Annotated in this window: 20 protein-coding genes; 6 read left to right on the top strand and 14 right to left on the bottom strand. The window is 62.9% G+C overall.

All coding sequences use genetic code 11. The features are described from left to right. Positions 1-81: 81 nt before the first annotated feature. The gene (locus QOL82_RS06830; protein ID WP_283441495.1) at positions 82-612 is read left to right on the top strand and encodes a CinA family protein; all 531 of its coding nucleotides are present in this window, start codon (positions 82-84) and stop codon (positions 610-612) included. A 25-nt stretch (positions 613-637) separates the two neighbouring features. Here the strand turns inward: QOL82_RS06830 and QOL82_RS06825 are convergent, their stop codons facing one another. After that, on the bottom strand, positions 638-811 hold the full coding sequence (locus QOL82_RS06825; protein WP_283441494.1) for a hypothetical protein: 174 nt from the start codon (positions 809-811) through the stop codon (positions 638-640). 184 nt (positions 812-995) lie between these two features. On the opposite strand from QOL82_RS06825, the gene QOL82_RS06820 reads away from it, so the two are divergent. Beyond that, positions 996-1,376: a PAS domain-containing protein gene (locus QOL82_RS06820; protein ID WP_283441493.1), complete on the top strand. Its 381-nt coding sequence runs from the start codon at positions 996-998 to the stop codon at positions 1,374-1,376. A gap of 23 nt (positions 1,377-1,399) precedes the next feature. After that, positions 1,400-2,725: a sensor domain-containing diguanylate cyclase gene (locus QOL82_RS06815; protein WP_283441575.1), complete on the top strand. Its 1,326-nt coding sequence runs from the start codon at positions 1,400-1,402 to the stop codon at positions 2,723-2,725. Positions 2,726-2,777: 52 nt separating this feature from the next. On the opposite strand, the gene QOL82_RS06810 is transcribed toward QOL82_RS06815, so the two are convergent. From QOL82_RS06810 to QOL82_RS06800, 3 genes are all read right to left on the bottom strand, one after another. After that, positions 2,778-3,026, bottom strand: a complete 249-nt coding sequence (locus tag QOL82_RS06810; RefSeq protein ID WP_283441492.1) for a hypothetical protein — start codon at positions 3,024-3,026, stop codon at positions 2,778-2,780. Positions 3,027-3,162: 136 nt separating this feature from the next. Continuing rightward, positions 3,163-3,483 (bottom strand): hypothetical protein, encoded by a 321-nt coding sequence (locus QOL82_RS06805; protein WP_283441491.1) that lies wholly within the window; start codon positions 3,481-3,483, stop codon positions 3,163-3,165. Between the two features lie 160 nt (positions 3,484-3,643). Next, positions 3,644-6,181 (bottom strand): penicillin-binding protein 1A, encoded by a 2,538-nt coding sequence (locus QOL82_RS06800; protein ID WP_346772288.1) that lies wholly within the window; start codon positions 6,179-6,181, stop codon positions 3,644-3,646. Between the two features lie 284 nt (positions 6,182-6,465). Between QOL82_RS06800 and QOL82_RS06795 the strand changes: the two genes are divergently transcribed. Beyond that, the gene (locus tag QOL82_RS06795) at positions 6,466-6,603 is read left to right on the top strand and encodes a hypothetical protein (protein ID WP_283441490.1); all 138 of its coding nucleotides are present in this window, start codon (positions 6,466-6,468) and stop codon (positions 6,601-6,603) included. 697 nt (positions 6,604-7,300) lie between these two features. Here the strand turns inward: QOL82_RS06795 and QOL82_RS06790 are convergent. From QOL82_RS06790 to hppD, 3 genes are all read right to left on the bottom strand, one after another. Beyond that, on the bottom strand, positions 7,301-10,879 hold the full coding sequence (locus QOL82_RS06790) for an indolepyruvate ferredoxin oxidoreductase family protein (RefSeq protein WP_283441489.1): 3,579 nt from the start codon (positions 10,877-10,879) through the stop codon (positions 7,301-7,303). Positions 10,880-11,025: 146 nt separating this feature from the next. Further along, the gene (gene phhA / locus QOL82_RS06785; RefSeq protein WP_283441488.1) at positions 11,026-11,913 is read right to left on the bottom strand and encodes a phenylalanine 4-monooxygenase; all 888 of its coding nucleotides are present in this window, start codon (positions 11,911-11,913) and stop codon (positions 11,026-11,028) included. After that, a complete protein-coding gene (hppD, locus tag QOL82_RS06780) occupies positions 11,910-13,064 on the bottom strand; it encodes a 4-hydroxyphenylpyruvate dioxygenase (protein ID WP_283441487.1) in 1,155 nt (384 codons plus the stop codon). The genes phhA and hppD overlap by 4 nt, the downstream gene beginning before the upstream one ends. 126 nt (positions 13,065-13,190) lie before the next feature. Between hppD and QOL82_RS06775 the strand changes: the two genes are divergently transcribed. Continuing rightward, on the top strand, positions 13,191-13,682 hold the full coding sequence (locus QOL82_RS06775) for an Lrp/AsnC family transcriptional regulator (protein WP_283441486.1): 492 nt from the start codon (positions 13,191-13,193) through the stop codon (positions 13,680-13,682). Between the two features lie 54 nt (positions 13,683-13,736). Here QOL82_RS06775 and QOL82_RS06770 read toward each other — a convergent pair whose 3' ends face one another. From QOL82_RS06770 to QOL82_RS06750, 5 genes are all read right to left on the bottom strand, one after another. Continuing rightward, positions 13,737-14,417 (bottom strand): GNAT family N-acetyltransferase, encoded by a 681-nt coding sequence (locus QOL82_RS06770; RefSeq protein WP_283441485.1) that lies wholly within the window; start codon positions 14,415-14,417, stop codon positions 13,737-13,739. A 192-nt stretch (positions 14,418-14,609) separates the two neighbouring features. Then, a complete protein-coding gene (locus tag QOL82_RS06765) occupies positions 14,610-15,848 on the bottom strand; it encodes a multifunctional CCA addition/repair protein (RefSeq protein WP_283441484.1) in 1,239 nt (412 codons plus the stop codon). A gap of 14 nt (positions 15,849-15,862) precedes the next feature. Beyond that, positions 15,863-16,576, bottom strand: a complete 714-nt coding sequence (locus QOL82_RS06760; RefSeq protein ID WP_283441483.1) for a glutathione S-transferase family protein — start codon at positions 16,574-16,576, stop codon at positions 15,863-15,865. A 46-nt stretch (positions 16,577-16,622) separates the two neighbouring features. Next, a complete protein-coding gene (locus QOL82_RS06755; RefSeq protein ID WP_283441482.1) occupies positions 16,623-17,591 on the bottom strand; it encodes a complex I NDUFA9 subunit family protein in 969 nt (322 codons plus the stop codon). Further along, positions 17,591-19,549, bottom strand: a complete 1,959-nt coding sequence (locus tag QOL82_RS06750) for a lytic transglycosylase domain-containing protein (RefSeq protein WP_283441481.1) — start codon at positions 19,547-19,549, stop codon at positions 17,591-17,593. Before QOL82_RS06750 ends, QOL82_RS06755 begins: the two co-directional genes overlap by 1 nt. A 69-nt stretch (positions 19,550-19,618) precedes the next feature. Here QOL82_RS06750 and QOL82_RS06745 point away from each other — a divergent pair, with 69 nt between their 5' ends. Then, positions 19,619-20,188: a 5-formyltetrahydrofolate cyclo-ligase gene (locus QOL82_RS06745; RefSeq protein WP_430438452.1), complete on the top strand. Its 570-nt coding sequence runs from the start codon at positions 19,619-19,621 to the stop codon at positions 20,186-20,188. Positions 20,189-20,246: 58 nt separating this feature from the next. On the opposite strand, the gene QOL82_RS06740 is transcribed toward QOL82_RS06745, so the two are convergent. Together QOL82_RS06740 and QOL82_RS06735 are read right to left on the bottom strand one after the other, a co-directional pair. Continuing rightward, positions 20,247-22,538 (bottom strand): hypothetical protein, encoded by a 2,292-nt coding sequence (locus tag QOL82_RS06740; protein WP_283441480.1) that lies wholly within the window; start codon positions 22,536-22,538, stop codon positions 20,247-20,249. A 149-nt stretch (positions 22,539-22,687) separates the two neighbouring features. Next, on the bottom strand, positions 22,688-25,141 hold the full coding sequence (locus tag QOL82_RS06735) for a hypothetical protein (protein ID WP_283441479.1): 2,454 nt from the start codon (positions 25,139-25,141) through the stop codon (positions 22,688-22,690). Positions 25,142-25,152 lie beyond the last annotated feature (11 nt).

The raw sequence follows: 25,152 nt of genomic DNA, 5'->3' as shown, positions 1-25,152 counted from the left end.
ATTACGTCCACGCAAAGCGGCGGGCATCTCCGCCCGCTAGACTTTTCCATCGCCGGCGCCCGGCACTGGAAAGCCTTCCCGATGGATCATCAACTTCAAAGCGTCCTGCGCTACCTGCAGGACAACAAGCTCAAGCTCGTCACTGCCGAGTCCTGCACGGCCGGCATGATCGCCTCCACGCTGGCCGACGAGCCCGGCAGCGGCTGCTGGCTCGAGTGCGCCTTCGTCACCTATTCGGAAGAGGCCAAGATGCGCTGCATCGGCGTGAAGCCGGAAACCATCAAGCGCCATAACCTGACCAGCGAGGAAGTCGCACGCGAGATGGCCGAAGGCGCGCTCAGGGCCGCCAATGCCAATGTCGCGATCTCCGACACCGGCGTTGCGGGCCCCGGCCCCGGCGAAGGCGGCATCCCGGCAGGCACCATCTGCTTTGCCTGGTCGTTCGAGCACAAGGACGGCGTCACCACCTTTTCCGAGACCCGGCGCTTCGACGGCGACCGCAACGCGGTCCGCCATGCGGCAACCGATTATGCAATCAACCGCATCTGGCACTACCACAATGCGCTGGCCGCGGACGACGCCCGTCCGCACAAGCTGCCCGAGGCGGTGTAGGCAGCCGGACCCGACTGCCTCCGGCTCAGCGCTTCTGTTCTATCCGCCTGAACTCATCCGTCGAATCGGGCGTGCCTTCGATCATCTGCTGCAGCGCCCGCGCATCGTTGAGCGCGTCCGCACTGTCCGGTTCCGTCTCGGGCCGCGCCTCATCCTGGCGTTTTCCGGCATCGGTTTCCTGCTGCTTGTCCTTGGTCATGCTGCCTCCTGGTCAATGCCAGGTTGGACTGCACGTATCGCCGATGATTCAGCAGGCCGCTTATGCAGGATCAAGCAAACAATTTTAGTTGCGTCGTAGAAATAAATTATGATGTAATATAATTTCTTACCGGAAATTTATCGGTTGTTCCTGATTTCTACACTTTGAAACATCCCATCCCGACATGAGCAAGCTCGCGTTCAACCAGCCAGACCTTCTCTCCGCCATCGATGCCGAGCCGGCAGAGGGGCTAGACCAACTCGATTTCGGCGTGATCGGCTTCGACGCCGAAACCGCCGTCACGCATTACAACGCGTTCGAGTCGCAGGCGGCAGGCCTGTCGCCGCAGCGCGTCCTCGGCCAGCCGCTGTTTACGCTGGTTGCGCCCTGCATGAACAACTTCCTGGTGGCGCAGCGCTTCGAGGATGCCGCCGAGTCGGGCACGGCGCTGGACGACACCATCGACTATGTGCTGACGCTGCGCATGCGCCCGATCAAGGTGAAGTTGCGCCTGCTGGCCGGCGCGCAACGCGGCACGCGCTACGTCCTCGTACAGCGCGCCTAGCCGCGGGACGCGGCGTGAACACGATGGAAGAAGAGTACGAAGCGCTGCTGCAGTTTCTGTACCTGGTCCCGGTAGGCGTGGTGCAGTTCGCGCCGGATGGAACCATCGGCATGCTCAACCCGCTGTGCGCGCAGCTGCTGATGCCGCTGTCCTCCCATGGCGGGCTCGACAACCTGTTCGACGCGCTCGAGCAGGTGGCGCCCGAACTGCGCAACATGGCTAACAACTTCATGGCGACGCACGGCACCATCTGCGAGGGCCAGCGGGTGCAGCTCAGCGCCGGGATACCGGGGAAGATGGATGCCCGGATGCTGTCGGTCTCGCTGTTCAGGCTCGACGGGAAGCGGCTGATGGCCGTCATCACCGACATCACGCAGGTGGTCAAGCGCGAACGCCAGCTCAAGCAGAGCGAAGCCTGGTTCAATGCGGTGCTGACCGGCGTCACCGATTATGCGCTGATGTCGCTCGACAAGAGCGGCCGGGTCGAAGCCTGGAACCAGAGCATTGCACGGGTGACGGGCCACACCGAGCGGACCGTGACCGGCTGCGAACTCACGCTTTTCTTTTCGCCCGGCTCCATTACCAGCGACCGCGTCGCCGACCGCCTGCGGGAAGCCGACGCCAACGGCTGGAGCCTGGACAATGGCTGGTGCGTACGGGCCGACGGCAGCCGGTTCTGGGCCAACACGATGATCGCGCCCCTCGCGCGGGACGATGACATGCCCGAGGAGGAAAAGGGCTATGCGCTGATCGTGCGCGACATTACCGACAAGCGGGAAGCCGGCGACAGCGTGATGCGCGCAAGCGCCTGCGACTTCCTTACCGGCATCGCCAACCGCCGCACCTTCTTCGAGGCGGCCGAGCTGGAGCTGGAGCGCTGGCGCCGTTTCCCGCGGCCGCTGTCGCTGATCGCCATCGATGCCGATTTCTTTAAGAACATCAATGACACCTGGGGCCATGCGGCCGGCGATGACGTGCTGCGCAACCTGGCGCTGACGCTGGCGGCGAACGTGCGGGAGATCGATGTCGTCGCAAGGATGGGCGGCGAGGAATTTGCCGCGCTGCTGCCGTCGACCGACCTTGACGGCGCGCTCAGGCTGGCGGAAAGATTCAGGGTGGCAGTCGAAGGCCAGCGGGTGCGCAGCGGCAACGACGAGATCGGCTATACCGTCAGCATCGGCGTCGCCAGCATGGGGCCTGGGATAACGGGCGTGGACCAGTTGATGAAGCTGGCCGACCGGTCGTTGTACGCAGCCAAGAAAGCAGGACGCAACTGCATCCGGCACCAGCATGCCGACCATCCGCTGCCGGCATTGCAGGCAGCGGCGCCGGAGCCCGCGAGCGATTAACTGAACTACTGGTTTGCCGGGCTACCGGGCGACGGCGCCACCCGCCACGGATTTACTTGGCTGGCGCGGGTGCGGGCGCCGGCTGCTGCGTCTGGGCTTGCGCCTGGGCAGCATCTTTCTTGTTGGCGCGATGGCGTCCGACTGCGCAGCCGGCAGCCGCGCCCAGCACGCCATGGTTGCCAGCCACGTGGCCGGCGACGCCGCCGACCGCTGCGCCCTTCAGGCAACCCTTGGCGGACGCGGCGCCCGACAGCGAAGCGAGCGAGGCGAACAGGCACAAGGCGAGAAGTTTCGATTTCATGGTGTTGCTCCGGAGATGAGTTATACGGCGCGGAAACCGGACCGGATCTGGTCCGTCCGCCTGTAAAGCATTATCTCCAGGCAGGTTCATTCCAACAGTGCGATGCCGAACATAAACACCCATGCAGGATTGGCGGTCAGGCTTTTTCTGGCTTGGGCTTGCCCTGCGCATCGCTCAGGCGGTACTTGGTGCGGCGGTCGCCCATCAATTCCCGCAGCTCGCGGATATCCATGTTGGAGACTTCGTGCATGCGGATCAGCATGGATGCGCCCACCGGCAGCCGGCGATGGCGGATCTTGCTGATGACCGGCGGCGCGACCTCGAGCGCACGCGACAGCGCGGCATCGTTCTTCAGGTTCAGGCGCTCGATCAGCGAGTCAAGCAGGTTGTCCGGGTTATAGGTCACCTGGGACGTGAGCTCATGCGCTTGTTGCGATGATTCCTGAGGCTGTTCCATATTTATCTCCATCCGGATCGGTTGATTGGGCGCCGTTGCCGGCGCCTCGTGATGCTAAATTGTCCATCATTTAAAACTTGCAAGAGAATAGCACTTTGCCAATGTAACGGCCAAGCACAACCTGCAGCAATTCCGGGGATTTTCTGCGCTGGACGGGATTTCAGCGTATCGGTTCGGCTTCCGCGCCGGCCTGCGTTTCGCCGCCGCCCGATGCGCCCGAGGTGGCCACCGGATGATCGTCGCCATAGTCGACCGCGCTGCGGGCAGCCATGCGGGCGCCGGTCACCGGGTCGCGGCCCATGCCGCCGAGGATGGCGCCGACTTCCTCGGCGCTGCGGGCCGGCATGGCGTCGGCCTTGCCGGCCTTGTCAGCCAGGGCGGCTGCCTGGCTGTCGCCGGCCCAGACGCCGCCGCCGACATAACGCCGCACCACGATATCGGCGCGGGTGGTCGGAGGCGGCAGCGATTCCAGTGCGGCGGCGGTCGTCACCACTTCGCCCTGGTTGTCCATCATCGCCGGGGGCGGCGCGGCGGCCATCAGAGACGGACGGGCCGGGCGCGGGAACGACGCCTTCACGTCGAGCATGCCCTTGGCCGTTGCCGCACGGAAGAAGTCGCCGACCAGCAGCAGCGCGCTATGGCCGCCCTGGCCCCAATAGTCGCTGCGCATGGTGACGCGGGCATCGTTGAAGCCGACCCATGAGCCGACCACGAGATTGGGATGCATCAGGATGAACCAGCCGTCGGTATTGTTCTGCGTGGTGCCGGTCTTGCCGGCGATATCGGCGACGATGCGGAACTGGCTCTTGATCGCAGTGCCGGTGCCGCGGCTGACCACGCCGCGCATCATGTCGATCAGTTCGGTCGAGGTTTGCTCGCTCATCACCCGCACCGGCGCCTTGCTGAATTCGGCCAGCACCCTGCCCTCGCGGTCCTTGATGCTGCGGATGAAGATCGGCTCGCGGTATTCGCCGCCGCGCGCGATCGTGCCATAGGAAGCCACCATTTCAAGCAGCGTGACCGGGCTCGTGCCCAGCGCCAGCGACGGCACCGCGTCGAGCTTGCTGCGGTTGACGCCGGCCGCCTTGGCCAGTGCGACGATGTCGTTGACGCCGACATCCTGCATCACCTGCGCGGTAATGGTGTTCTTCGAGTAGACCAGGCCGTCGCGCAGGCTCATCGGCCGGCCGCTTGCGCCGCCCATGTCCGCCGGCCGCCAGAAACGGCCGTCGCCCAGCCGGATTTCCACCGGGCCGTCCGCATACATCCGTTCCGGGCTGAAGCCGCGTTCCAGCGCCGCGCCATAGACGAAGGGCTTGAAGGTCGAACCCGGCTGGCGCTCGGCCTGGGCCACATGGTCGTACTGGTCGCGCTGGAAGTCGCGGCTGCCGACCCAGGCCCGCACTTCGCCGCTGGCCGGGTCCATCGCCAGGAAGCCGGCTTCCAGCCGGGTCTTGGCTTCCTGCAGCCGGGCGATGAAGGCCGGATCGCGCTTGAGCCGCGCCAGCGTCGCCGCCTCGCCGTCGGCGGCAACCGCGCGGCGGAACTCGGGCGTCTCGCGCAGGAAGCTGTCGAGCAGCGTGCCGCGCTCGGTCCACAGGTAGCGGAAAGGCTGCACCCTGGCCTGCATCTTTTCATAGGCCGCCGGCGTTTTCGACAGCAGACGCGGCGACGCCGTGCCCCATTCGACATCGGCCACCGCCTGCAGCACCTGCGACTGCCGCTCGACCGCTTCCGCCGCCAGCGCCTGCAGCTTCGGGTCCAGCGTGGTCTGGATGACCAGGCCTTCGGCGCCGAGATCGCGGTTGTTCCGCTCGGCCCAGTCGGCCAGCCACTTGCGGACATATTCGGTGAAATGCGTCGCGCTGCCGGCCGCTTCCGCCTGCCGCTGGAAGTTCAGCCCCAGCGGCGTGCCGCGCAGTCGCCGGAATTCCTCGTCGCTCAGGTGCCCGCCGCGCACCATCTGCGCCAGCACCACGTCGCGGCGGCCGCGCGCGCGTTCCGGGTTGACCACCGGATTGTAGTAATGGGTGCCCTTGAGCATGCCCACCAGCGTCGCGCTCTCGAGCGCGCCGAGTTCAGCCGCCGGCTTGCCGAAATACGTGCGCGCCGCCATCTCGATGCCGTAGACGTTATAGAGAAACGGCACGGTGTTCAGGTAGGTCTCGAGAATCTCATCCTTGGTATAGCGTTGCTCGATGCGCGTCGCCGTGATGATCTCCCGCAGCTTGCGGTTGACCGTCCGCGCACGCCCGATCTCTTCCGGATACAGGTTGCGCACCAGCTGCTGGGTGATGGTGGAACCGCCCTGGGTATCGCCATTGGCCGTCCGGAACGCCGCCGCCAGCGTGCGCCGCACGTCCACGCCCGGATGCTCGTAGAAACGCTTGTCCTCGGTATCGACCAGCGCATGCACCACCTGCGGCGAGACCCTGTCCAGCGGCAGCCATTCGCGCTGCACATTGCGCAGGGTCGTCAGCTCGCTGCCATCGCCCGCCAGCACCACGCTCGGATGCACCGCCCGCACGGTACGCAGGTGGTCGACGTCCGGCGTTTCCTTGATCGTGATCCAGACCAGCCCCGCCAGCAGCAGCGCCACCGCGACGCCCGCAACCGCCAGTACGCCCGCCATATGCAGCAGCATCCCGCCTGCCCCACGCACCCAGCCGCCACGCGCGCCAACGCCCCTGTTGTCCACGTTCGTTCCTTGCCAATTGATTGAATGCAATATTGACAAGTTTTGCGCAAACAGGTTTTGCGTGGATCGTTGATATGGGGTGGGGGAAAGGGAATCTTTGCGCAAGATTTGCGCAAAATCGCATGGAGATGAAGGCGGCGGGCCGTGAGAAATTCGAGGTGGCGCCGAGCGGTGCAGCGCACCAACGCCTATCGGCAAGCGATTTTCAGATGAGATAGCAGTTTCGCGCAGCGACCGGAGCCGTTGCCCGCGCAGCGACAGTTGCGGTTGCGGTTGCCGTTGCAGTGGCCGTTGCTTTTGAAGTGGCCGTTGCTTTTGAAGTGGCCGTTGCCGTTGCCTTGGCAGTGGCTGTTGCAGTGAATCCCGTTGATGACGCCACGTCGCTGGTGCCGAAATCGGAAAAAGAAGCGTCCGCTGTCTGAGCGAAGCGAGTTTCGGACGCTTCCCGATTTCGGTGCCAGCGGCGTGGGCACCCCGCGCAGCGGGGCGGCATCTCCGGGGTCGCCTTCTCTTGCCTACTTCTCTTGGCGAAGCAAGAGAAGTAGGTCGGCTGCCGGGCCGAAACCCGGCTAGGTCGTCCGGCAGGACAGACAGTATTGCTTCATCCGCCCGCCGGCGTACCGTCGCGAAGCCGCTTCTGCAGTTTGCGACGGCTGCACGTTACGAGAACACGCCACAGCAAGGCGCCGATGCTACGTCTGCTGACGGGTGGAACATTGAGGCTTCACTGCCGTGGGGAGTAGCCGGGTGTTCGGCCCGGCAGCCGACCCGCTTTTTTGCTTCGCCAAAAAAGTGGCGCAAAAAAGGCGACCCCTACGATGGCGGTCCGCTGCGCGGACTGCACGCGCCGCCAGCACCTGAAACGGGAAGCGTCCGAAACTCGCTTCGCTCAGACAGCGGACGCTTCTTTATCCGTTTCAGGCGCTGGCGACGCGTCGCCATCTAACGGGGATTCACTGCAACGGCAACGGCAACTGCCACTTCACAAGCAACGGCAACTGCAACCGCAACTGTCGCTGCGCGGGGCCAGTCGCAACTGCATCAGGATGCAATTTTCCCCTGCCCCCGCCGAAACCACCAACCCGATCAAACCTCAATCAGGCCTGATCAGGTCCCCGCTCATGCGGCATGAAGCTCCTCCACCTTCTCCCCCCGCAAGGCCGCCAGCAACGCCGCCTCCTTCGCCCGCGCAGCAAGCAGGTGCCGCTCCTTCACATGCCCATATCCCCGTATATCCTCCGGCACCGCCGCCAGCGCAATCATCTGCGCCAGATTGTCCGAAGACAGCCGCGGCAGCACACCCAGCAGCGTGTCGCGATAATGCCCGATCAGCTCCCGCTCGGTCCGCCGCTCGGCGGTATACCCGAACACATCGAGCGCGCTCCCCCGCAGGCCCCGCAGCCGCGCCAGAATACGGAACGCGCCCATCATCCATGGCCCGAATTCCCGCTTGACCAGGTGGCCCTTGCTGTCGCGCCTGGCCAGCAGCGGCGGCGCCAGGTGGAATTTCACCTTGTAGTCGCCTTCGAACATGCCGGCGATCTTCTGCGCGAACGCCGGGTCCGAATGCAGGCGCGCCACTTCGTACTCGTCCTTGTAGGCCATCAGCTTGAAGTAGTAGCGCGCCACCGTCTCGGTCAGGCGCAGGGGCTTGCCTGCCTCGACCACGGCGCTCTCGGCCTGCCGCACCTTCGCAACGAGGTCGGTGTACTGCGCCGCATAGGCGGCATTCTGGTAGCCGGTCAGGAAGGCGACGCGACGGGTGATCACGTCGTCCAGGCCGGGCGCGCGCTTGAACTCGATCACCTGGGCCGGTGCGCTGGCGCGGGCCAGCTTTTCCACCGCTGCAAGGTCATGCGCGGCGACCCGGCCCCAGGCAAATGCCTGGGTGTTGAAGGCGACCGACACGCCATTGAGCTCGATGGCCTTCAGCACCGACGCCTCGGCCAGCGGCACCCAGCCTTTTTGCCACGCATAGCCCAGCATGAACATGTTGGTGGCGATGGTGTCGCCCATCAGCGCGGTCGCGATGCGGCCGGCGTCGACGAACTCGGCCTGGCCGGCGCCGCAGGCGCGGTTGATGTCCTGCTGCGCGCCGGCTTCGGGGAACTGCCAGTCCGGGTTGCGGACGAAGGCGGCGGTCGGCGTGCCGGTCGCGTTGATCACCGCGTGGGTGCGGCCCTCGCCCATGCGCGACAGCGCGTCGCGGCCGGCGGTCACGATTTCATCGCAGCCGATGACGAGGTCGGCGGCGCCGGTGCCCACGCGGGTCGAAAAGATTTGCTCCGGGTGGTCGGCCAGGCGCACGTGCGACAGCACCGGCCCGCCCTTCTGCGCCAGGCCGCTCATGTCCAGCACCGAGCAGCCCTTGCCTTCGACGTGCGCGGCCATCGCCAGGATCTGGCCGACCGTCACCACGCCGGTGCCGCCGATGCCGGTGACCAGGATGCCGTACGGCTCCTGCGTGCCCGGCAGCGCCGGCGTCGGCAGGCTGGCCTGCGCCGGCATCGGCTTGCCGGCCTCGGCAACGGCGGCCTTCTTCGGCTTCCTGAGCTGGCCGCCCTCGACCGTCACGAAGCTCGGGCAAAAGCCGTTGACGCAGGAATAGTCCTTGTTGCACGAGGACTGGTTGATCTGGCGCTTGCGGCCGAACTCGGTTTCCAGCGGCTCCACCGACAGGCAGTTGGACTGCACGCTGCAGTCGCCGCAGCCTTCGCAGACCGCCTCGTTGATGACCACACGCTTGGCCGGGTCCGGGTACTCGTTGCGCTTGCGGCGGCGGCGCTTCTCCGACGCGCAGGTCTGGTCGTAGATCATTGCCGAGACGCCCTGCACCTCGCGCAGTTCGCGCTGCACCGCGTCGAGTTCGCTGCGGTGGCGTATCGTCACGCCCGGCGCCCAGTCGACGCCGGCCGGGTACTTGTCCGGCTCGTCGGTCACCACGATGATCGGGTGCACGCCTTCGGCCGCGATCTGGCGCGAGATCATCGCCGGGTCGATCGGGCCATCCACCGTCTGGCCGCCGGTCATCGCCACGGCGTCGTTGTACAGGATCTTGTAGGTGATGTTGACCTTGCCTGCCACCGCCGCCCGTATCGCCAACAGGCCCGAGTGGTAGTAGGTGCCGTCGCCGAGGTTGGAGAACACGTGCTTCTCGCTGGTGAACGGCGCCGCGCCTATCCAGGTCGCGCCTTCCGCGCCCATGTGGGTGAAGGTCGCGGTTTCGCGGTCCATCCATAGCGCCATGTAGTGGCAGCCGATGCCGGCCAGCGCGCGGCTGCCTTCGGGCACCCTGGTCGAGGTGTTGTGCGGGCAGCCCGAGCAGAAATGCGGGATGCGGTCCTTGGCCGGGTCGGGCGCGCTGACCTTCAGCACCGCTTCCTTGGCCTCCAGGTAGGCGATGCGCTCGCGCACCCGCGCCTCGATCGGATGGCCGGCGAAGTAGCGCGAGATGCGGCTGGCGATCGCCCGCGCAATCTGCGCCGGGTTCAGTTCATAGGTTGCCGGCAGCAGCCATTCGCCGTGCCCGGCCTGGTGCTTGTTGCTCCACTCGCCGGTGTCGTCGAACTTGCCCACCACGCGCGGACGGACGTCGTCGCGCCAGTTGTACAGCTCTTCCTTCAGCTGGTATTCGAGGATCTGGCGCTTCTCTTCGACCACCAGGATTTCCTCCAGCCCCTGCGCGAATTCGCGCACGCCTTCGGCTTCCAGCGGCCAGGTCATGCCGACCTTGTAGAGGCGGATGCCGATGTCGCGCGCCACCGTCTCGTCGATGCCGAGGTCGGCCAGCGCCTGCCGCGTGTCGAGGTAGGACTTGCCGGCGGTGATGATGCCGATCCGGGCGCGCGGGCTGTCCCAGACGATGCGGTTCAACTTGTTGGCGCGGGCATAGGCCAGCGCCGCGTACCACTTGTAGTTGCTCATCCGCGCTTCCTGCTCCAGCACCGCGTCCGGCCAGCGGATGTTGAGCCCGCCCGCCGGCAGCTGGAAATCCTGCGGCAGCACGATCTGCACACGGTCCGGGTCGAGGTCGACCGCGGCGCCCGACTCGACGATGTCGGTCACGCACTTCATCGCCACCCACAGCCCGGTGTAGCGGCTCATCGCCCAGCCATGCAGGCCGTAGTCCAGGTATTCCTGCACAGTGGACGGATACAGCACCGGGATGCCGCAGGCTTTCAGGATGTGCTCGCTCTGGTGCGCGGTGGTGGACGACTTCGCCGCATGGTCGTCGCCGGCCAGCACCAGCACGCCGCCATGGGCGCTGGTGCCGGCCATGTTCGCATGCTTGAAGACGTCGCCGCAGCGGTCCACGCCCGGCCCCTTGCCGTACCACATGCCGAACACGCCGTCGTACAGCGCGCCCTCGAACAGGTTGACCTGCTGCGTGCCCCAGATGCTGGTGGCGGCCAGGTCTTCGTTGACGCCCGGATGGAAGCGCACATGCTGCGCGTCCAGGTATTTCTTCGCCTTCATCGCGGTCTGGTCGACGCTGCCCAGCGGCGAGCCGCGATAACCGGTCACGAAGCCGGCCGTGTTGAGGCCGGCATGGGCGTCGCGGATGCGCTGCTGCATCGGCAGGCGGATCAGCGCCTGGGTGCCGGTCAGGAAGGCCCGGCCGCGCTCCAGCGTGTATTTGTCGTCGAGGGATATCGGACCGGCCGGCGATTGCCGATCGGGTGGTAATGGTGCGTTCATACTGTCTCCATGCCAAAAATTGTGTCTTTGGGGTGCGACTTCTCGCGGCCGACAACCCACCTTGTGGGCGGGCCATCTTGTTCGACCTGGCTTAAACATTAACATATCGCCCGTTAAGGCGATTAATGAATTGCTACCGTACTTGTTTAATCAACTTTCCAGTGCTTTTCGCCCGGCAGCAGCGTGTTGGCCGGGTACGGCGCCTGTTGCGACAGGCGGGCATAGATGGGTGTGAAATCGGGCGCAGTTTCCTGGAACAGCTGTTCGAAATCGCGGATCACGAAATACGTGTCCTGGTAGTCGTCGATACGGTAGAGCGTGCGCATCACCCGTTCCACATCGAAGGCGATGCGGCGCGGTTTCGGGCTGGTCAGGCAGTGCTCGATTTCCCCGCCCGAGGACAGGATGCCGGCGCCGTACGCCCGCAGGCCCTGCGCGGTTTCCATCAGGCCGAATTCGATCGTGTACCAGTAAAGCCTTGCCAGGTAAGGCAGTCCGCCCAGCGGCATGGCCTTCAGGCCGCCCTTGCCGTACTCCTGCAGGTGGTCGGCGAACACCGGGTTGAACAGCAGCGGCACGTGCCCGAAAAAGTCGTGGAAGATGTCCGGCTCGACGATGTAGTCGACTTCCGCGGGCGTGCGAAGCCAGACTGTCACCGGGAAGCGGCGCGCCGCCAGGTGTTCGAAGAACGTCTGGTCCGGGACCAGGCCCGGCACGGCCACCAGCCGCCAGCCGGTGGCCGCATGCAGCTTTTCGGACACCTGGTCGAAACGCGGTATGCCGTCCTCGGCTTCCAGCTTCGCCAAGCCCTCGATGTACACGTCCGCCGCCCGGCCCGGCAGCAGCTTCGCCTGCCGCGCATACAGCCGCCGCCACAATGCATGCTCGTCCGGCGTATAGGCATTCCAGTCCTGCCGCACCACGTACTGCGCGTCGGCGTGGGTATAGTCGCCGCGCAATGCGCCGCTGCCGGATTTCTCCGCCACCGCTTCGAGGAATGCCGCCTGTCCTGCCGGATCGAGTTCTGTGTTCATGGTTGTGTGCTCGTGCTGTCGTCCTTGATGACCCCGCGCCGCACCTGGTCGAGTTCGATCGACTCGAACAGCGCGCGGAAATTGCCCTCGCCGAAACCCTGGTCGCCCTTGCGCTGGATGATCTCGAAGAAGATCGGGCCGATCACGTTCTGCGTGAAGATCTGCAGCAGCAGTTCCTTCTGCGCCTCCTGCCCCGGCTCGGCCTGCGTCGATGCCTTGCTGCCGTCGATCAGGATGCGCAGGCGCTTGAGCTCGTCCAGGTTTTCGCCATGGCCGGGCAGGCGGCGGTCGACCAGGTCGTAATAGGTTTCTATCGTGTCCTGGAAGCCCACGTTCCTGTCCTTCATCGCGGCGACCGCGCCGTAGATATCGTCTGTCCCCAGCGCAATGTGCTGGATGCCCTCGCCATGATAGGCATCGAGATACTCGGCAATTTGCGATTTGTCATCCGACGACTCGTTGATGGGAATGCGGATCTTGCCGCAGGGCGAGGTCATCGCCTTGGACTTCAGGCCGGTCAGCCTGCCCTCGATGTCGAAGTAGCGGATTTCGCGGAAGTTGAACAGCGTTTCATAGAACGACGCCAGTTCCTTCATGCGGCCGCGATGCACGTTGTGCGTCAGGTGGTCGATATAGGTCAGGCCGACGCCTCGCGGCTGCGCATTGGCGCCGGGTATCGCGACGAAGTCGACGTCGTAGATGCTGATGTCGCCGATCGCCCCCGCCGGCACGCCGCTGGCGGCATTCTTGCCGCGCCAGCGGTCGACGAAATAGATCAGCGAATCGCCGACGCCCTTGATCGCCGGGATGTTGAGTTCCATCGGGCCGGTGCGGTTGTCGAAACCCCAGGCGCCGAGTTCCAGCGCCCGCTTGTACGCATAGGCAGCGTCGTTGACGCGGATGGCGATTGCGCAGACCGACGGGCCATGCTGGCGCGCGAAGCGCTGCGCAAAGGAATCCTGCTCGGCATTGATGATGAAGTTGATGTCGCCCTGGCGATACAGCGTGACATCCTTGTGGCGGTGGCGGGCGATGGCGGTGAAGCCCATGGTCTCGAACAGCGCGCCCAGCGCCTTCGGGTCCGGCGCCGCATATTCGACGAATTCGAAGCCGTCGGTTCCCATCGGATTGTCCCAGGTCTGCATCTCCATGCTTTTCTCCTTGATTGACTAGCGAACAGTATAGGCAGGAGTGGCTGGCATTAAATTGCAATCCCGCCTGGTGTTTGCCGGCCTTGCGCAATAATATTGCGTCGATACGATTATCTGGGGCAGATTATGGCGCGGATTGAACTGGACAAGATGGACAGGCGGATTCTGGCGGTGATGCAGGAGAACGGGCGGCTCAGCAACCAGGAGGTGGCCGAGCAGGTCAGCCTGTCGCCGTCGCCCTGCCTGCGGCGCATACGGCGGCTCGAACAGGCCGGCGTGATCCGCAAATACGTGGCGCTGCTGGACGCTGACAAGCTCGGGCTGGGCCTGCTGGCCTATGTCAACGTGCGGCTGGAAAAACACGGCGAGGGCGGCGCCCGTTCCGCGACCTCGTCACGCGCGGCCTTCGCGGCCGCGGTCATGCACTGGCCGGAAGTGATTGCCTGCCATGCGATGACCGGCGACATGGATTACCTGCTCCGGGTGCATGTCGAGGACATGGAGCATTTTTCCCGCTTCATGATGGACACGCTGCTGCGGCATCCGGCGGTGCTGGACGTCAGGTCGAGCTTTGCGCTGCAGCAGGTGAAGGAGACGACGGCACTGCCGCTGGGCTGAGCGGGCGGCCGGCCGGGACAACGGTCGCGTCACCCTGGCCGGCGCCGACCGCGCTCAATGTTCCTTGGTCAGGCTCGACAGCCACTTGGAAGCGGCGCGGGCATTGGCTTTCAGCGTGTAATCGAGCATCGCCACCTGTTCCTCGACCGCTTCCTGCATCACGGTGGCCGGGCTGGGCGGCGCCAGTTTCAGGTAGGCATCCGCCTCGCCGTAGGAGCGCTCGATCGCCATGCCGGCTTTCTTGGCGATATGCATCATCGTGCGGTTGGAAGACAGGCAATGCATGTAGAGCGTATCGACATCCGCGTTGCGGCAGTGGATGGCGGCGCGCTGGAACAGCTTGGTGCCTATGCCCATGCCGCGCGCCTCGGACGAGACCGACACGCCGAATTCGGCCACCCGCTCCTTGGTCGTCGCATCGCGCACCGCCGGCAGCGCTTCGCGCGGGGCGAAGGCCAGGTGGCCCACGCCCATCAGCTTGAACCGGTTGTCATAGACGCCGAACACCGTATCGCGCGAAAAATTCAGCTTCTGCACATAACGGGTCAGCAATTCATCCGGCAGCACCGTGCCGAAACGCAAAAGCCGGTCCGACTCGTTGAGCGCAAGGAAGTGCATCAGCAGGCGGCGGCGGTCCCGTTCCGAGAGCGCCTTGACGCGCACCGGAAACTTCTCCGGTCCTTCCTCGGGATCGCGCACGGCCAGACGGGATAAGGCATTACTCAGTAAATTCATTGTTTGCTCCAGACGGTCGCAGCATGCTGCAACGCACAACTCATTCTAGGACATGTGTGCGAAAAATGCTGGAATCCGCTCTCTAATACGAGCAGTTTTGTTTGTACTCAAAGGAGTTGGGGCGAGATAGTGAAAGTTTGAGTAGAAATTAGTGAAATAAGGCCGGAGATACGTTCTTTTAGGGCAATACATTTAAAATGTTGTTTCTTTGACGCATAGTGCAACTGCAGCAATCCGGGCCTGGTGTATCGCTTCCGTTATCCGGGATGGCTGGTCCGGATGGCTTTTCGCGACTGACTGGGCAATGGCGCCGGCGTTGACCGACCGCGCCGCTTCCATCGCCTTCTGCAGCAGCTGCATCTGCGGAAACGGCCGTTCCTCCAGCCCCATGCGGCCGCGATGGTCGCATTCGGCAACCTGCAGCATGTCGACGAAGCGCTGCGGCTTGCGGAAGGCGTCGCAGCGCTCCAGCATCTTCACGATAGTGGCCGGCCGCAGTTCCTGCGCGCGCTGCACGTTGCCATGCTCGCGTGCGGCCATCAGCGCCAGTTCGCGGCAGTCGTTGGGTATTTTCAGCCGGTGGCAGACCGCTTCCGCCAGTTCGACGCTGCGCGCCTCGTGGCCATAATGGCGCGGCCATTCGGACGGCGGCGTGGCGCCCTTGCCGAGGTCATGCATCAGCGCGGCGAAGCGCACGGGCAGCGTGCCGCCAATGCGCGCGGCCATGTCGACCACCATCATCACGTGCACGCCGGTGTCGACTTCCGGATGATGCTGGGGCGGCTGCGGCACGCCCCACAGCTGGTCGAGTTCCGGCAGGATGCGGGCCAGCGCGCCGCAGCCGCGCAGCACCTCGAACATCCGCGACGGCGCCCGCTCCATCAGCCCGCGCGACAGTTCCTGCCAGACCCGTTCCGGCACCAGCGCATCGACCTCGCCGGCCAGCACCATCGCGCGCATCAGCGCCTCGGTTTCAGGCGCGACGGTAAAGTCGGCGAAGCGGGCGGCAAACCGGGCCAGGCGCAGGATGCGCACCGGGTCTTCGGCAAAGGCGTCCGACACGTGGCGAAACACCCGCGCTTCCAGGTCATGCTGGCCGCCGAACGGGTCGATCAGCGTGCCGTCCTCGGTTTCGGCAATCGCATTGATGGTCAGGTCGCGCCGCACCAGGTCTTCTTCCAGCGTCACGTCGGGCGCCGCGTGGAACAGGAATCCCCTGTAGCCGGGCGCCGTCTTGCGCTCGGTGCGGGCCAGCGCGTATTCCTCGCTGGTTTTGGGATGCAGGAACACCGGGAAGTCCTTGCCGACCGGGCGGAAGCCCTGGGCCAGCATCTGTTCGGGCGTGGCGCCGATGACCACGTGGTCGCGATCCTGGACCGGCAACCCGAGCAGCCGGTCGCGCACCGCTCCGCCCACCACGAAGGTTTTCATATGCAGCCCGCCCCTTACTCTGGCCAGTCCTCGAAGCGCTCGACGACTTCGGTTTCCGCCTCGGCCTCGCGCATCCATTGCGCCACCGCCGGATGTTCGCGCACCCGGTCGGCATAGGCCTGCAGCGCCGGCGCCAGGAACACGCCGTAGGTCTGGAAGCGGGTCACGACCGGCGCGTAATACGCGTCGGCAATCGAGAAGTCGCCGAACAGGAACTGGTGATGGCCGAAATTGGACAGGCAGGTTTCCCAGATTTCGCAGATGCGGCCGATGTCGCCCTGCGCTTCCGGCGAGCGGCCCCGGCCCGGCAGCCGGGCGCGGATGTTCATCGTCATCGCATTGCGCAGGCCGGTGAAACCCGAATGCATCTCGGCGCAGATGCTGCGCGCCAGCGCCCGCGCGACCATGTCCTGCGGCCACATGTTCTTTTCCTGGAACTGCTCGGCGAGGTATTCGCAGATGGCCAGCGAGTCCCAGATCGTGGTTTCACGGGTGACCAGCACCGGCACCCGGCCGGAACTGGAGTACATCGCGATCTTGTTGCCGGTTTCCGGCTGGTCCAGCGGGATGCGGATTTCCTGGAACGGGATGCCGAAGGCGGTCATCGCGACCCACGGCCGCATCGACCACGAAGAATAATTCTTGTTGGCGATCACCAGCTTGTAGCCGGAGTGCTCGGCGCTGGCGAGGGTTTCGGAAAGCGTCGGGTCGAGTATGGTTGATTGCATGGCAGGATATCCGGGTGTAAGGCGGGAATGCGGGAAGGCGGCCGGGTCAGCCGCGCCGGCGGGTATGGTCGTAGCCTGTCGGCGACGGCTGGTCGCCCAGGTAGAACGGGGCGATGTCTTCCGGCGCGGTCGGCATCGGCACGGCGCCGGGGGAACCGACATTATCGGTTTGCATCGAGTCGAGGTTGTCGCGGCTCATCAGGGGTCCGCCCGGCGCATGCTCGAGGAACCAGGCCTGCATCCGCGCCAGCGCCGGCGGCAAGCCGAACACCGGGCGCGGATGGCCGCTGTAGCGGCCCGCCAGCTGCACCAGCTCGCGCAGCGTGTAGACCTTGGGGCCGACCAGCTCGACGACCTGGCCGATCGTCGCCTGGTCTTCCAGCGCGGCGACGAACGCATGCACCACGTCCTCGACATACACCGGCTGGAAGCGGGCGTCGGCGCCGCCGATCGCCACCACCGGCAGGATCTTCTGCAGCGACGCGAACAGGTTGAGGAAACTGTCGCCCTCGCCGAACACCACCGAGGGCCGGAAGATCGTGACCGCCAGCCCCGGCTGGGACAGCGCCGCCGCCTCGCCGGCCGCCTTCGAGCGCAGGTACATCGACGGCCCGTCCGGCGACGCGCCCAGCGCGCTCATGTGCAGGCTGCGGCGCACGCCGGCCCGGACGCAGGCCGCCGCCACCTTGCGCGGCAGCTCGACATGGGCGCGCTCGAAGTCCGGTCCGTAGGCGGTGCCGCTCCTGCCGCGGCGCGAGTGCAGCACGCCGACCAGGTTGATCACCGCATCGACGCCGCGCATCAGCTGCGCCAGCGCGGCCTCGTCATGGATATCGGCCTCGACCACGTCGACGCCCGGCAGCATCTGCAGATGTCTGGCGTTGATGGCGCGGCGGGTCGGCAGGACGATGCCGCGTCCCTGCGACGCCAGTTGCGCAACGAGGCGGCTGCCGATGAATCCGCTGCCGCCGAGCACCAGCACGTTGGCGCAATAGGGACCATGCAGGATAGCCATCAGAATGCATCTCCGTTCGAACTGCCGTTATAACCCTTGGGCGTGATCGTGCCCAGCCTGGCCTTGAGCGACTGCGGCGCATTCTCGAACAGGGCCGCGTAGTAGGTCGCGTTGGACATCACGTTCTTCACATAGCCGCGGGTTTCCGCGAACGGGATGGTCTCGGCGAAGATCGCGCCTTCCACCGGCCGCGTCAGCGTTGCGCGCCAGGCCTTCGGACGGCCCGGACCGGCGTTGTAGGCGGCGGTCGCCAGCGGCTGCGAATTGTCGAGCGACTGCAGCACCATGTTCAGGTAATTGGTGCCCAGCAGGATGTTGGTGCCGACATCGTTGATGCGGGCCTGGCTGAAGTCCAGCAGGCCGATCTTGCGCGCCACTTCCTTCGCCGTCCCCGGCATCAGCTGCATCAGCCCGGAGGCGCCGACATGCGAGCGCGCGGCCTGCACGAAGCGCGATTCCTGGCGGATCAGCCCGTAGACCCAGGCCTTGTCCAGCCCCAGGTCGCGCGTGGCCGGATGCATGATGTCATGGTGCGGCGACGGGAAGCGCTGGGTGAAGTCGACCTCGGTCTTCGTGCGGTCCGAGGTGTTGACCATGCGGTCCAGCACATTGCTGCGGCGCGCGAATTCAGCCGCGGCCAGCAGCTGGCGCTCGCTCATCTTGCGCAGCTGCCAGTTCCACTCGCGGTAACCCTCGAAGCGCATGTTCAGGTCGAAGAAGCGGAACGCCCGGCGGAAGCCCTGGTTCGACGCCATCGCGGCCAGGTCGTCCTCGCTCGGGGCGGCGGCGCGCGGCGGTATCGTGATCTTCTGTCCCAGTTCCTCCAGCGCGAGCTGGCCGTAGAAGCTGGTCAGCCCGGCGATCGACTGGAAGCGTTCGTCCGCCTGCTCGCGCTGGCCCTGCGCCTTGTAGGCCCGGCCCAGCCAGTAGACCCAGGCGCTGTCGTCCTTCAGCGACGCCGGCATCGCCTCGATGCTGCTCCTGACCAGCGCCCAGTCGCCGGCGCGCAGCGCGCTGCGCACCCGCCACTGGTAACCGTCGAGCGACAGCGGCGCCGGCAGGGTTTTCTTCCAGTACTCGACCGCATCCGGCTGCAGCTTCTGCGCCGCCTGCATCGCCACCATCGACCAGCCGATGGCGACTTCGCGGGGCGACAGGTAGGACGATGCGCCCAGCACTTCGGCGCCCGCCTGTTCCAGGTTGCCGCGCGCGACCCGGCCCACCGCGATCAGGAAGGCTTCATGCACCGCGCGCGGGCCGCTGGCGCTCTTCGCGATCACGGCGGCTGGCTTGTCATAGGCCAGCTGCACCAGGTTTTCCGGCGCGTCGGTCGCCAGCGCCAGCCGGCGCATCAGGTTGGGATAATTGTATTCGGCCGCCAGCCGCACCTGGTTCCAGACTTCCTCGTCGGTGAACTGGCGGGTTTCCGCGAGCCGCATCACCAGCGCCGGGCAGGCTTCGCCATAGTCCTTGGGCGACACCAGCAGCGAGCGCGCCTCGGCCGCGACATTCTGGCCGCGATCGATCCTCGACATCAGCGCATAGCACTTGACCTGCGTATCGTCGTCCAGCGCGAACAACGGATATTGCTCGTCGAAGGTCCTCCAGTCGCGCACCTTGCCCAGTTCCAGCAGCCAGTCGTTGCGCAGCCGGTCGGCGATGGCCGTGTTCTCGTAGCGGCGCAGGAAGTCGCGGATTTCCGCCTCCGGCAGGTCCTTCATGCGCGGCTTCAGGCGGTAGTAATCGATGTAGGAAGGGATGGAATAATTGCCCAGCCGGGAAGCCAGGTCGGACGTCCTGAGGACATCGTTAACCTTCGCTGCTTCGCGCAGCGCGGCAAACATGTCGTCCTCGCTGCTGTATTGCTGCTGTTGCGGGCGCTGCTGGGCGTGGGCGGCGGGGACCATGATTGCGGCGCACGCGAGCGCCAGGCCGGCTGTCCATTTCATCGGAAACATCGGTTTGCTGCCTTATTCTTGATCGTTTGGTGGGTGGACTAGAATAGCACGCCCCATCGGCCATCTGGCCTGCGGGAATCACGTTCGAATATCGCTTACAACATGATGGAAAAGCATCAATTACGGAAGACGCTGCTCGCCATGCGCAGGGCAATGCCGCCGGACGAGAAGGCCTGGCGGGACAAGGCGATCGCGGAACGGCTGGCCGCTTGGCTGGAGGAAAACCCGGCGGCATCGATCGGCCTCTACTGGCCCACGCAGGGCGAGCCGGACCTGACCGGCGTCTATTCCCTCCTTGCCGACCGCGGGATACGGCTGGCGCTGCCGGTGGTCGTCGGCCGCGACGCGCCGCTGGCGTTCCATCCGTGGCGGCCGGGCGATGCATTGGCGGCCGACGCGCACGGAGTGATGGCGCCGGCCCAACGCGGCGCCCCGGTGCGACCCGAATTGCTGGCGATACCCTGCGTGGGATTCAATGCCCAGGGTTACCGGCTGGGATATGGCGGCGGTTACTACGACCGCACGCTGGCGGTGGAAGCACCGCCCCGCACGGTCGGGATTGCGTATGCGGCATGCGAGGCGGTGTTTGCGGCGAACGCACATGACGTCATGATGGGAACGATCATTACCGAGCGTTAAACGCGCAGGCCTGCCAGGGGTCCCGGATATCCTATCCACCTCAGGCACCGGGTTTCGACTATTCGGACACGCCCACGATGATCTTCTTCAAGCCAAGGACCACGTCCCCTTCCACGTTGAATTCGCCATTCGCCTGAATGGAAAACGTCAACTCGCCGCAAAACGCCGAATTGTCGGGATCCAGTAGCACCGCATACGGTGCGGCGCTCATTGCGGCCAGGTTATCCTTGAACAGGAAATACTTTACCGTCAGGATTCCATCCGCGGTTTTCGACACGATCTGCTCCATTGGCAGAACCATCGGCGTCAGCGCACGCTCGCCCAGGGGACCGTGCAATCCGAGCGATTCCTCATCAGCCGGATGCATCAGGAATATTTTCTTCTCGGCCATCGTCGAAATGACTTGATTCGATACGTCCTGCGTGCAAAGCCTGGAAACTGTCATTGCCTGCTCTTTCGAAATCTGCAAGCGGGAAATCAGCGCGTGGATGATTGCCTGTGATCGTTCATCAGGGGTGCGGCCCGAGAAGCCGTCCATGGGCTCAGTCCCGATCCATATATGGAAGCCCCGGTTGTCGACTTTAAACTGCTCGCAAAACGGATTGCCCGCATCATGGCTGCTGTTTTGACTCAAGTTGGAAATTTCCTTATGGCTCTTTGTCAAACTTTCCTGAAAACTGGCAAGTTCAGAGGGTGAAAATTTCTTGCATTCGAAGTCGCGTTTCCAGTCTGACTCTTTTGAAAGATGGCGAGCCAGCATTGTTACGATCATTTTCCTGTCGCTTTTACGAGGGGTTCCACACTTCCTGGAACTTCCGATTTTCGGCAAAAGCCTTGTCAGGAATTTCGCGGCATCGGTTTCGCCATGCGCATGTAATTTTCCTGATAAATAATTCAGGCACTGGATGATCCTTTGCCGATCGCGCGGAACCATTTTTTCGACTATTTCCCCCTGTGTATTTCCAGGCTCGAAGAAAGACAACTCCTGGAACTTTTTCATGCGCGCGTCATGTTTTTCCGCCAACAGAACGGCAGGCAGCAGATACCACACGCTGTCCATCAATATCGCACCTGTGGCAGCAGACGTGAGCGTCACTAAAAGATCGGTTTCGGAAGATTCCGCCCGACGACCCGCTTCCGCCTTGAGAACTGCCATGTCCTCGGACGATATGCCAATTTCCATCGTTGGCAGACCGTACAGGCCGTCGTCAAATGCCTTGACCAGTTTGTCGTCGCTTAATGCGCCGGCGTGTCTCGCATCAATCAGCCATTTGTCATAACCATTCGGTGAACTGGCCGAAGGGGCTGCAGAATGTGGCGCTGTCTTTACATGCTTTGCGGCAGCCAGCGCAAAAATTCTCCGGATCTCGTTTGGCTTGCATCCGCTGGCGTGTATAAAGCGTTCAAACTTCGTGTAATTGCCGTTTGCAGCGCCAGGTTTGTCCAATTCATCCAGCCGATTTTTCGCAGCCCATGTCAGGTGGATGACCGCGGCCTTTTCGGAGGATGCTCCAGAAAGATGCGGATTCAGCAGGCCAAAGATCTTGTCTATATTCTGCATGCTGTTTCGATCCAGCAGCTCGTTGAAAACTTTATCATCGGACAGGAGTTTTCCGCAGACCGCCTCGTTGACTGCATCGAATAATGAAGAGTATGCCCCATGTGGATTCGACGCTATTGTCAGCAAACGAAATGCACGCAGGCTGTCACCAGCAATCAGCGAATCAACGATAGAACGAATGTTGCATCCGTCAGCCACTGCGCCCTGAAAAATCCTGGCAATCTCGTTGTCATCCTCGTCATTTTTAATGCTTGGATCCAGGCTCAACAAGGTAGCCAGTTTCTTCACGGCAGCGCCATGCGCCTGTGTCCGGCTCTCAATAGCAGGCTGTAGCCAGCCTAGTGAATCACCTTTTTCGCAGACCGATTTCAGTGAAGTTGCTGCGTGACTTTCCATGCTGAGGAATGCCTGGTAGATGACGCGATCCACGTCGACGCCATACCATCTTGCATCGGCACACCGCTTGTTAAAAGCAATGTCCCAATTGTCCAGCTTCATTTTATGGGGGGATTGAAGCATCTGATTCAAATCTTTTTCGATAGCGAGACGCTTGGTCACAAGCGCGCTGGAACATGAGAAAAAGTCTGTAACGGTCAGCAGGACTCTTTCAAGTATTGATTTGATGTTCTGGGTGCAAACGATTTTCTGACTTGCACGCGGAATGGATGGCTTGGCGGCGACATAATGCCGCGTGGAGAAATTTTCTTCGTCGCCGGGGGTAGTGATTGGAGCAGATGCGGAATAAGGTACATTCCAGTTCTCGTACGACTGTTCAGAAATCGCATGCATGGCAATCCTCGGGCTATGGAAACTGGCCGATCTGTACCACGCATGTCGAGCCACGTTCCCCATTGATTTATGGAGCCTGCCTTCCAGGAATCAAACCATCCGGCTACTGCCACTGCGCCGGCCGGCGCTCGACCGGCCGGCTAACATGGCTACGGCGCGAGCCCGGCAACCTGGAACGTACGCTGCGCAGAAAACATCCGCTCGAATGAAATTTTTGCGGACAACTCTTCCAATATTTCGCCCTCCCGATTGATTTCTAAATTTAATTCAGCCATGAACGAAGAAGCGTTTTCATCGGTATGAACAGTGACTTCGCTTATGTCTGCGCCTTTCCATTCCCTGATATTTTTTTGCACGGCATGGACGCGAATGACAAGATTTCCGTTGGCCTTCATGAAGACATTCTCATCGAATTGCAGGTCGGCAGGCAGCAAACCTTCGCTGGCAATGGCAGCCCCGGATAAATTCCCTGCTTCCATTTCATCGACAGACAGCGAACACAATTTTTCCTGCAAGACGAAATCGGAAAAAACATTGGCGATGCTTTGATTGGCGACCCTGCTTGCCATGAAAATTTGCGCATCGCTGATGTTGCGGAGCTTGCGCATTGCATTCAGGTATGCCTGACCCCGGCTTACGGATTGCATTGGAACCCTGGCATCGACAATTTTCGGGATCAGCACCCCGTTCACTGCCAGGTGCGCTTGCGTCGTATCGCGCAGGAACTGGCTGCAAACCGGAAATTCCTGCGAGTTTTCCGCGACCTTTCTTGAAGAGGCCGCTTGCGAGATATGTTCCAGAAGCATGGTCCGCAAGGTATTTTCCTGACCAACGGTCAGCCTTTGCAAACCTGGTCCGCGCTTCCAATTTCCGGCGTCAGGAAGAAAGTCAGAAAGCGCCTCATCCATTTCGTCCTGATCCCGGGCAGCAAGCGGCGCCAGATCGGCCGCATCCTGTTCTTCGATCAGCCTGGAAAAAAGCGGCTCTGTCCTTGTCCTTGTGCCGATTTGATCGTCGTCATTCATCCTTAATTTGTCGGACAAATGCTGGAACATCAATTTTTTATAGGCGCGTGAATATCTGCCGGGCGTTTCGTCGCCCAGATCTATCCCGATCGACTGTGGCGCCACCCCGGCACCGGCCGCATCCTGAAGTTCGACGCGGATTTTTTCCCATGCGCGGATCTCCAGCGCAGCGCGAACCAGGCGGCGGCATGTAAAAGGGAGATGGGTATCGGGATTGAACTGTTCAGCTATCAGCCGGGCTACCGCTATCGTCGCTGCATCGGCACGTCTTATTGCCTCTTTAACGAGCAGATCACGCGTGCCGGGTGGGATTTTATTTTTAGGGAAGGCAAGATAAGCAATCAGCTTGTCATCATCCAGGTCGGCCACGTCGGGCGATGCAAGGTAGTCATTGGCCGCTTCCACCAGCATGCGATCCCCGGCGGTTACCTTGGCAAGATTTGCCACTTTGACGATTGTTGCGGGATCGGATGCAGCGATTGCCTTCCTTAATATCGCCTTCTGTTCAGCAGTAGAGAAACATGCTGACGCCGATTTATTCGTCGATAAAAAACGCTGCCTGGTGCCATCGTCTCCGGGCGAACCGGCCTGGATAAGATGTTTCCTGAAACTTTCGAATAATTCAGTCCTTGCATTGAAAGTCGTGCGGTGCTGTTTTTCTGTTTCTTGCGCTGCCTTGAGCTTCCTGAAGTTATAGCAGCCTGCCAGTTTTCCGAAAGCGTCAAGTTCTGTGTCGTTTGCTGCAGTCAACCGGATATCTTTAACGTTTTTATTTTCCAACTGTTTTTCCAGGAGGAAAAAGGCGCGAGCGGAAAGAGCCTGGAGGACAGAAAGCTTTCCACTGCATCCCATGTAGTGATGCGTCGCCAGAAACAGCAATTCATTTTTATCCGATCCCTGCAATACCTGGTCGATCAATTCACTTCTTAATCCGGGACAGGCCGCCCTGAAGGCAAGGTCCATCTGCGACCAGAGTGTTTGCTGGACAGCCGAATCAAATCCTGCAGATGCCTGGGAATATTCATTCGATTTCAGAAACCCGATTCTCAGCTGACGCTTCAAATTCTCATGGGCCAGGTGGCTGTCAGCAAGACAATCGGAAAGGATGGCAAGTGCCGTTGTCGCCTGGCAGCTTGTCTGCATGGAAAAACGTTCACCGGCATTCGCAGCGGAATAGACTTCCCGGGCCACGTTCTCTATATCGACGCCGTACCAGATCGCGTTTTCCAGGCTCGTTTCCAGCTTGGTGCGGGCTGCTTTTTCTTCCTGGGGAGAATTGGTCTTGAAGGTCGACTTCAATGCCTGCTGCAAGGCGATCCTTGCATTTTCGGGGTTTTGTGCGCGTGCGGTCCTGGGAAGCCTGCTGTCCAGTATTTTGCGCTCCACCCAGTAAATCAGGTTTTTAACGCTGCCGCTTCCCAATACCTGCCACCAGGTCGACCGATGGGAGATGCGGGGCGAGCCAGGCGCGGCAGTGGTCCATGCGCGGCCCTTCGCGGCGGATGGCGAGGCGGCTTTCCGGGCGGCTTGCTGCGGCGCGGAAGGTGCCGTGTAGGAAGGAAAAAGGCAAGCCCACATTTTGCACTCCA

It is taken from the genome of Noviherbaspirillum suwonense (genome assembly GCF_900182955.1).
Lineage (GTDB): Bacteria > Pseudomonadota > Gammaproteobacteria > Burkholderiales > Burkholderiaceae_D > Noviherbaspirillum_A > Noviherbaspirillum_A suwonense.
Note: the sequence above shows the minus strand (reverse complement) of the source record. Positions and strands in the feature narration are given on the sequence as shown.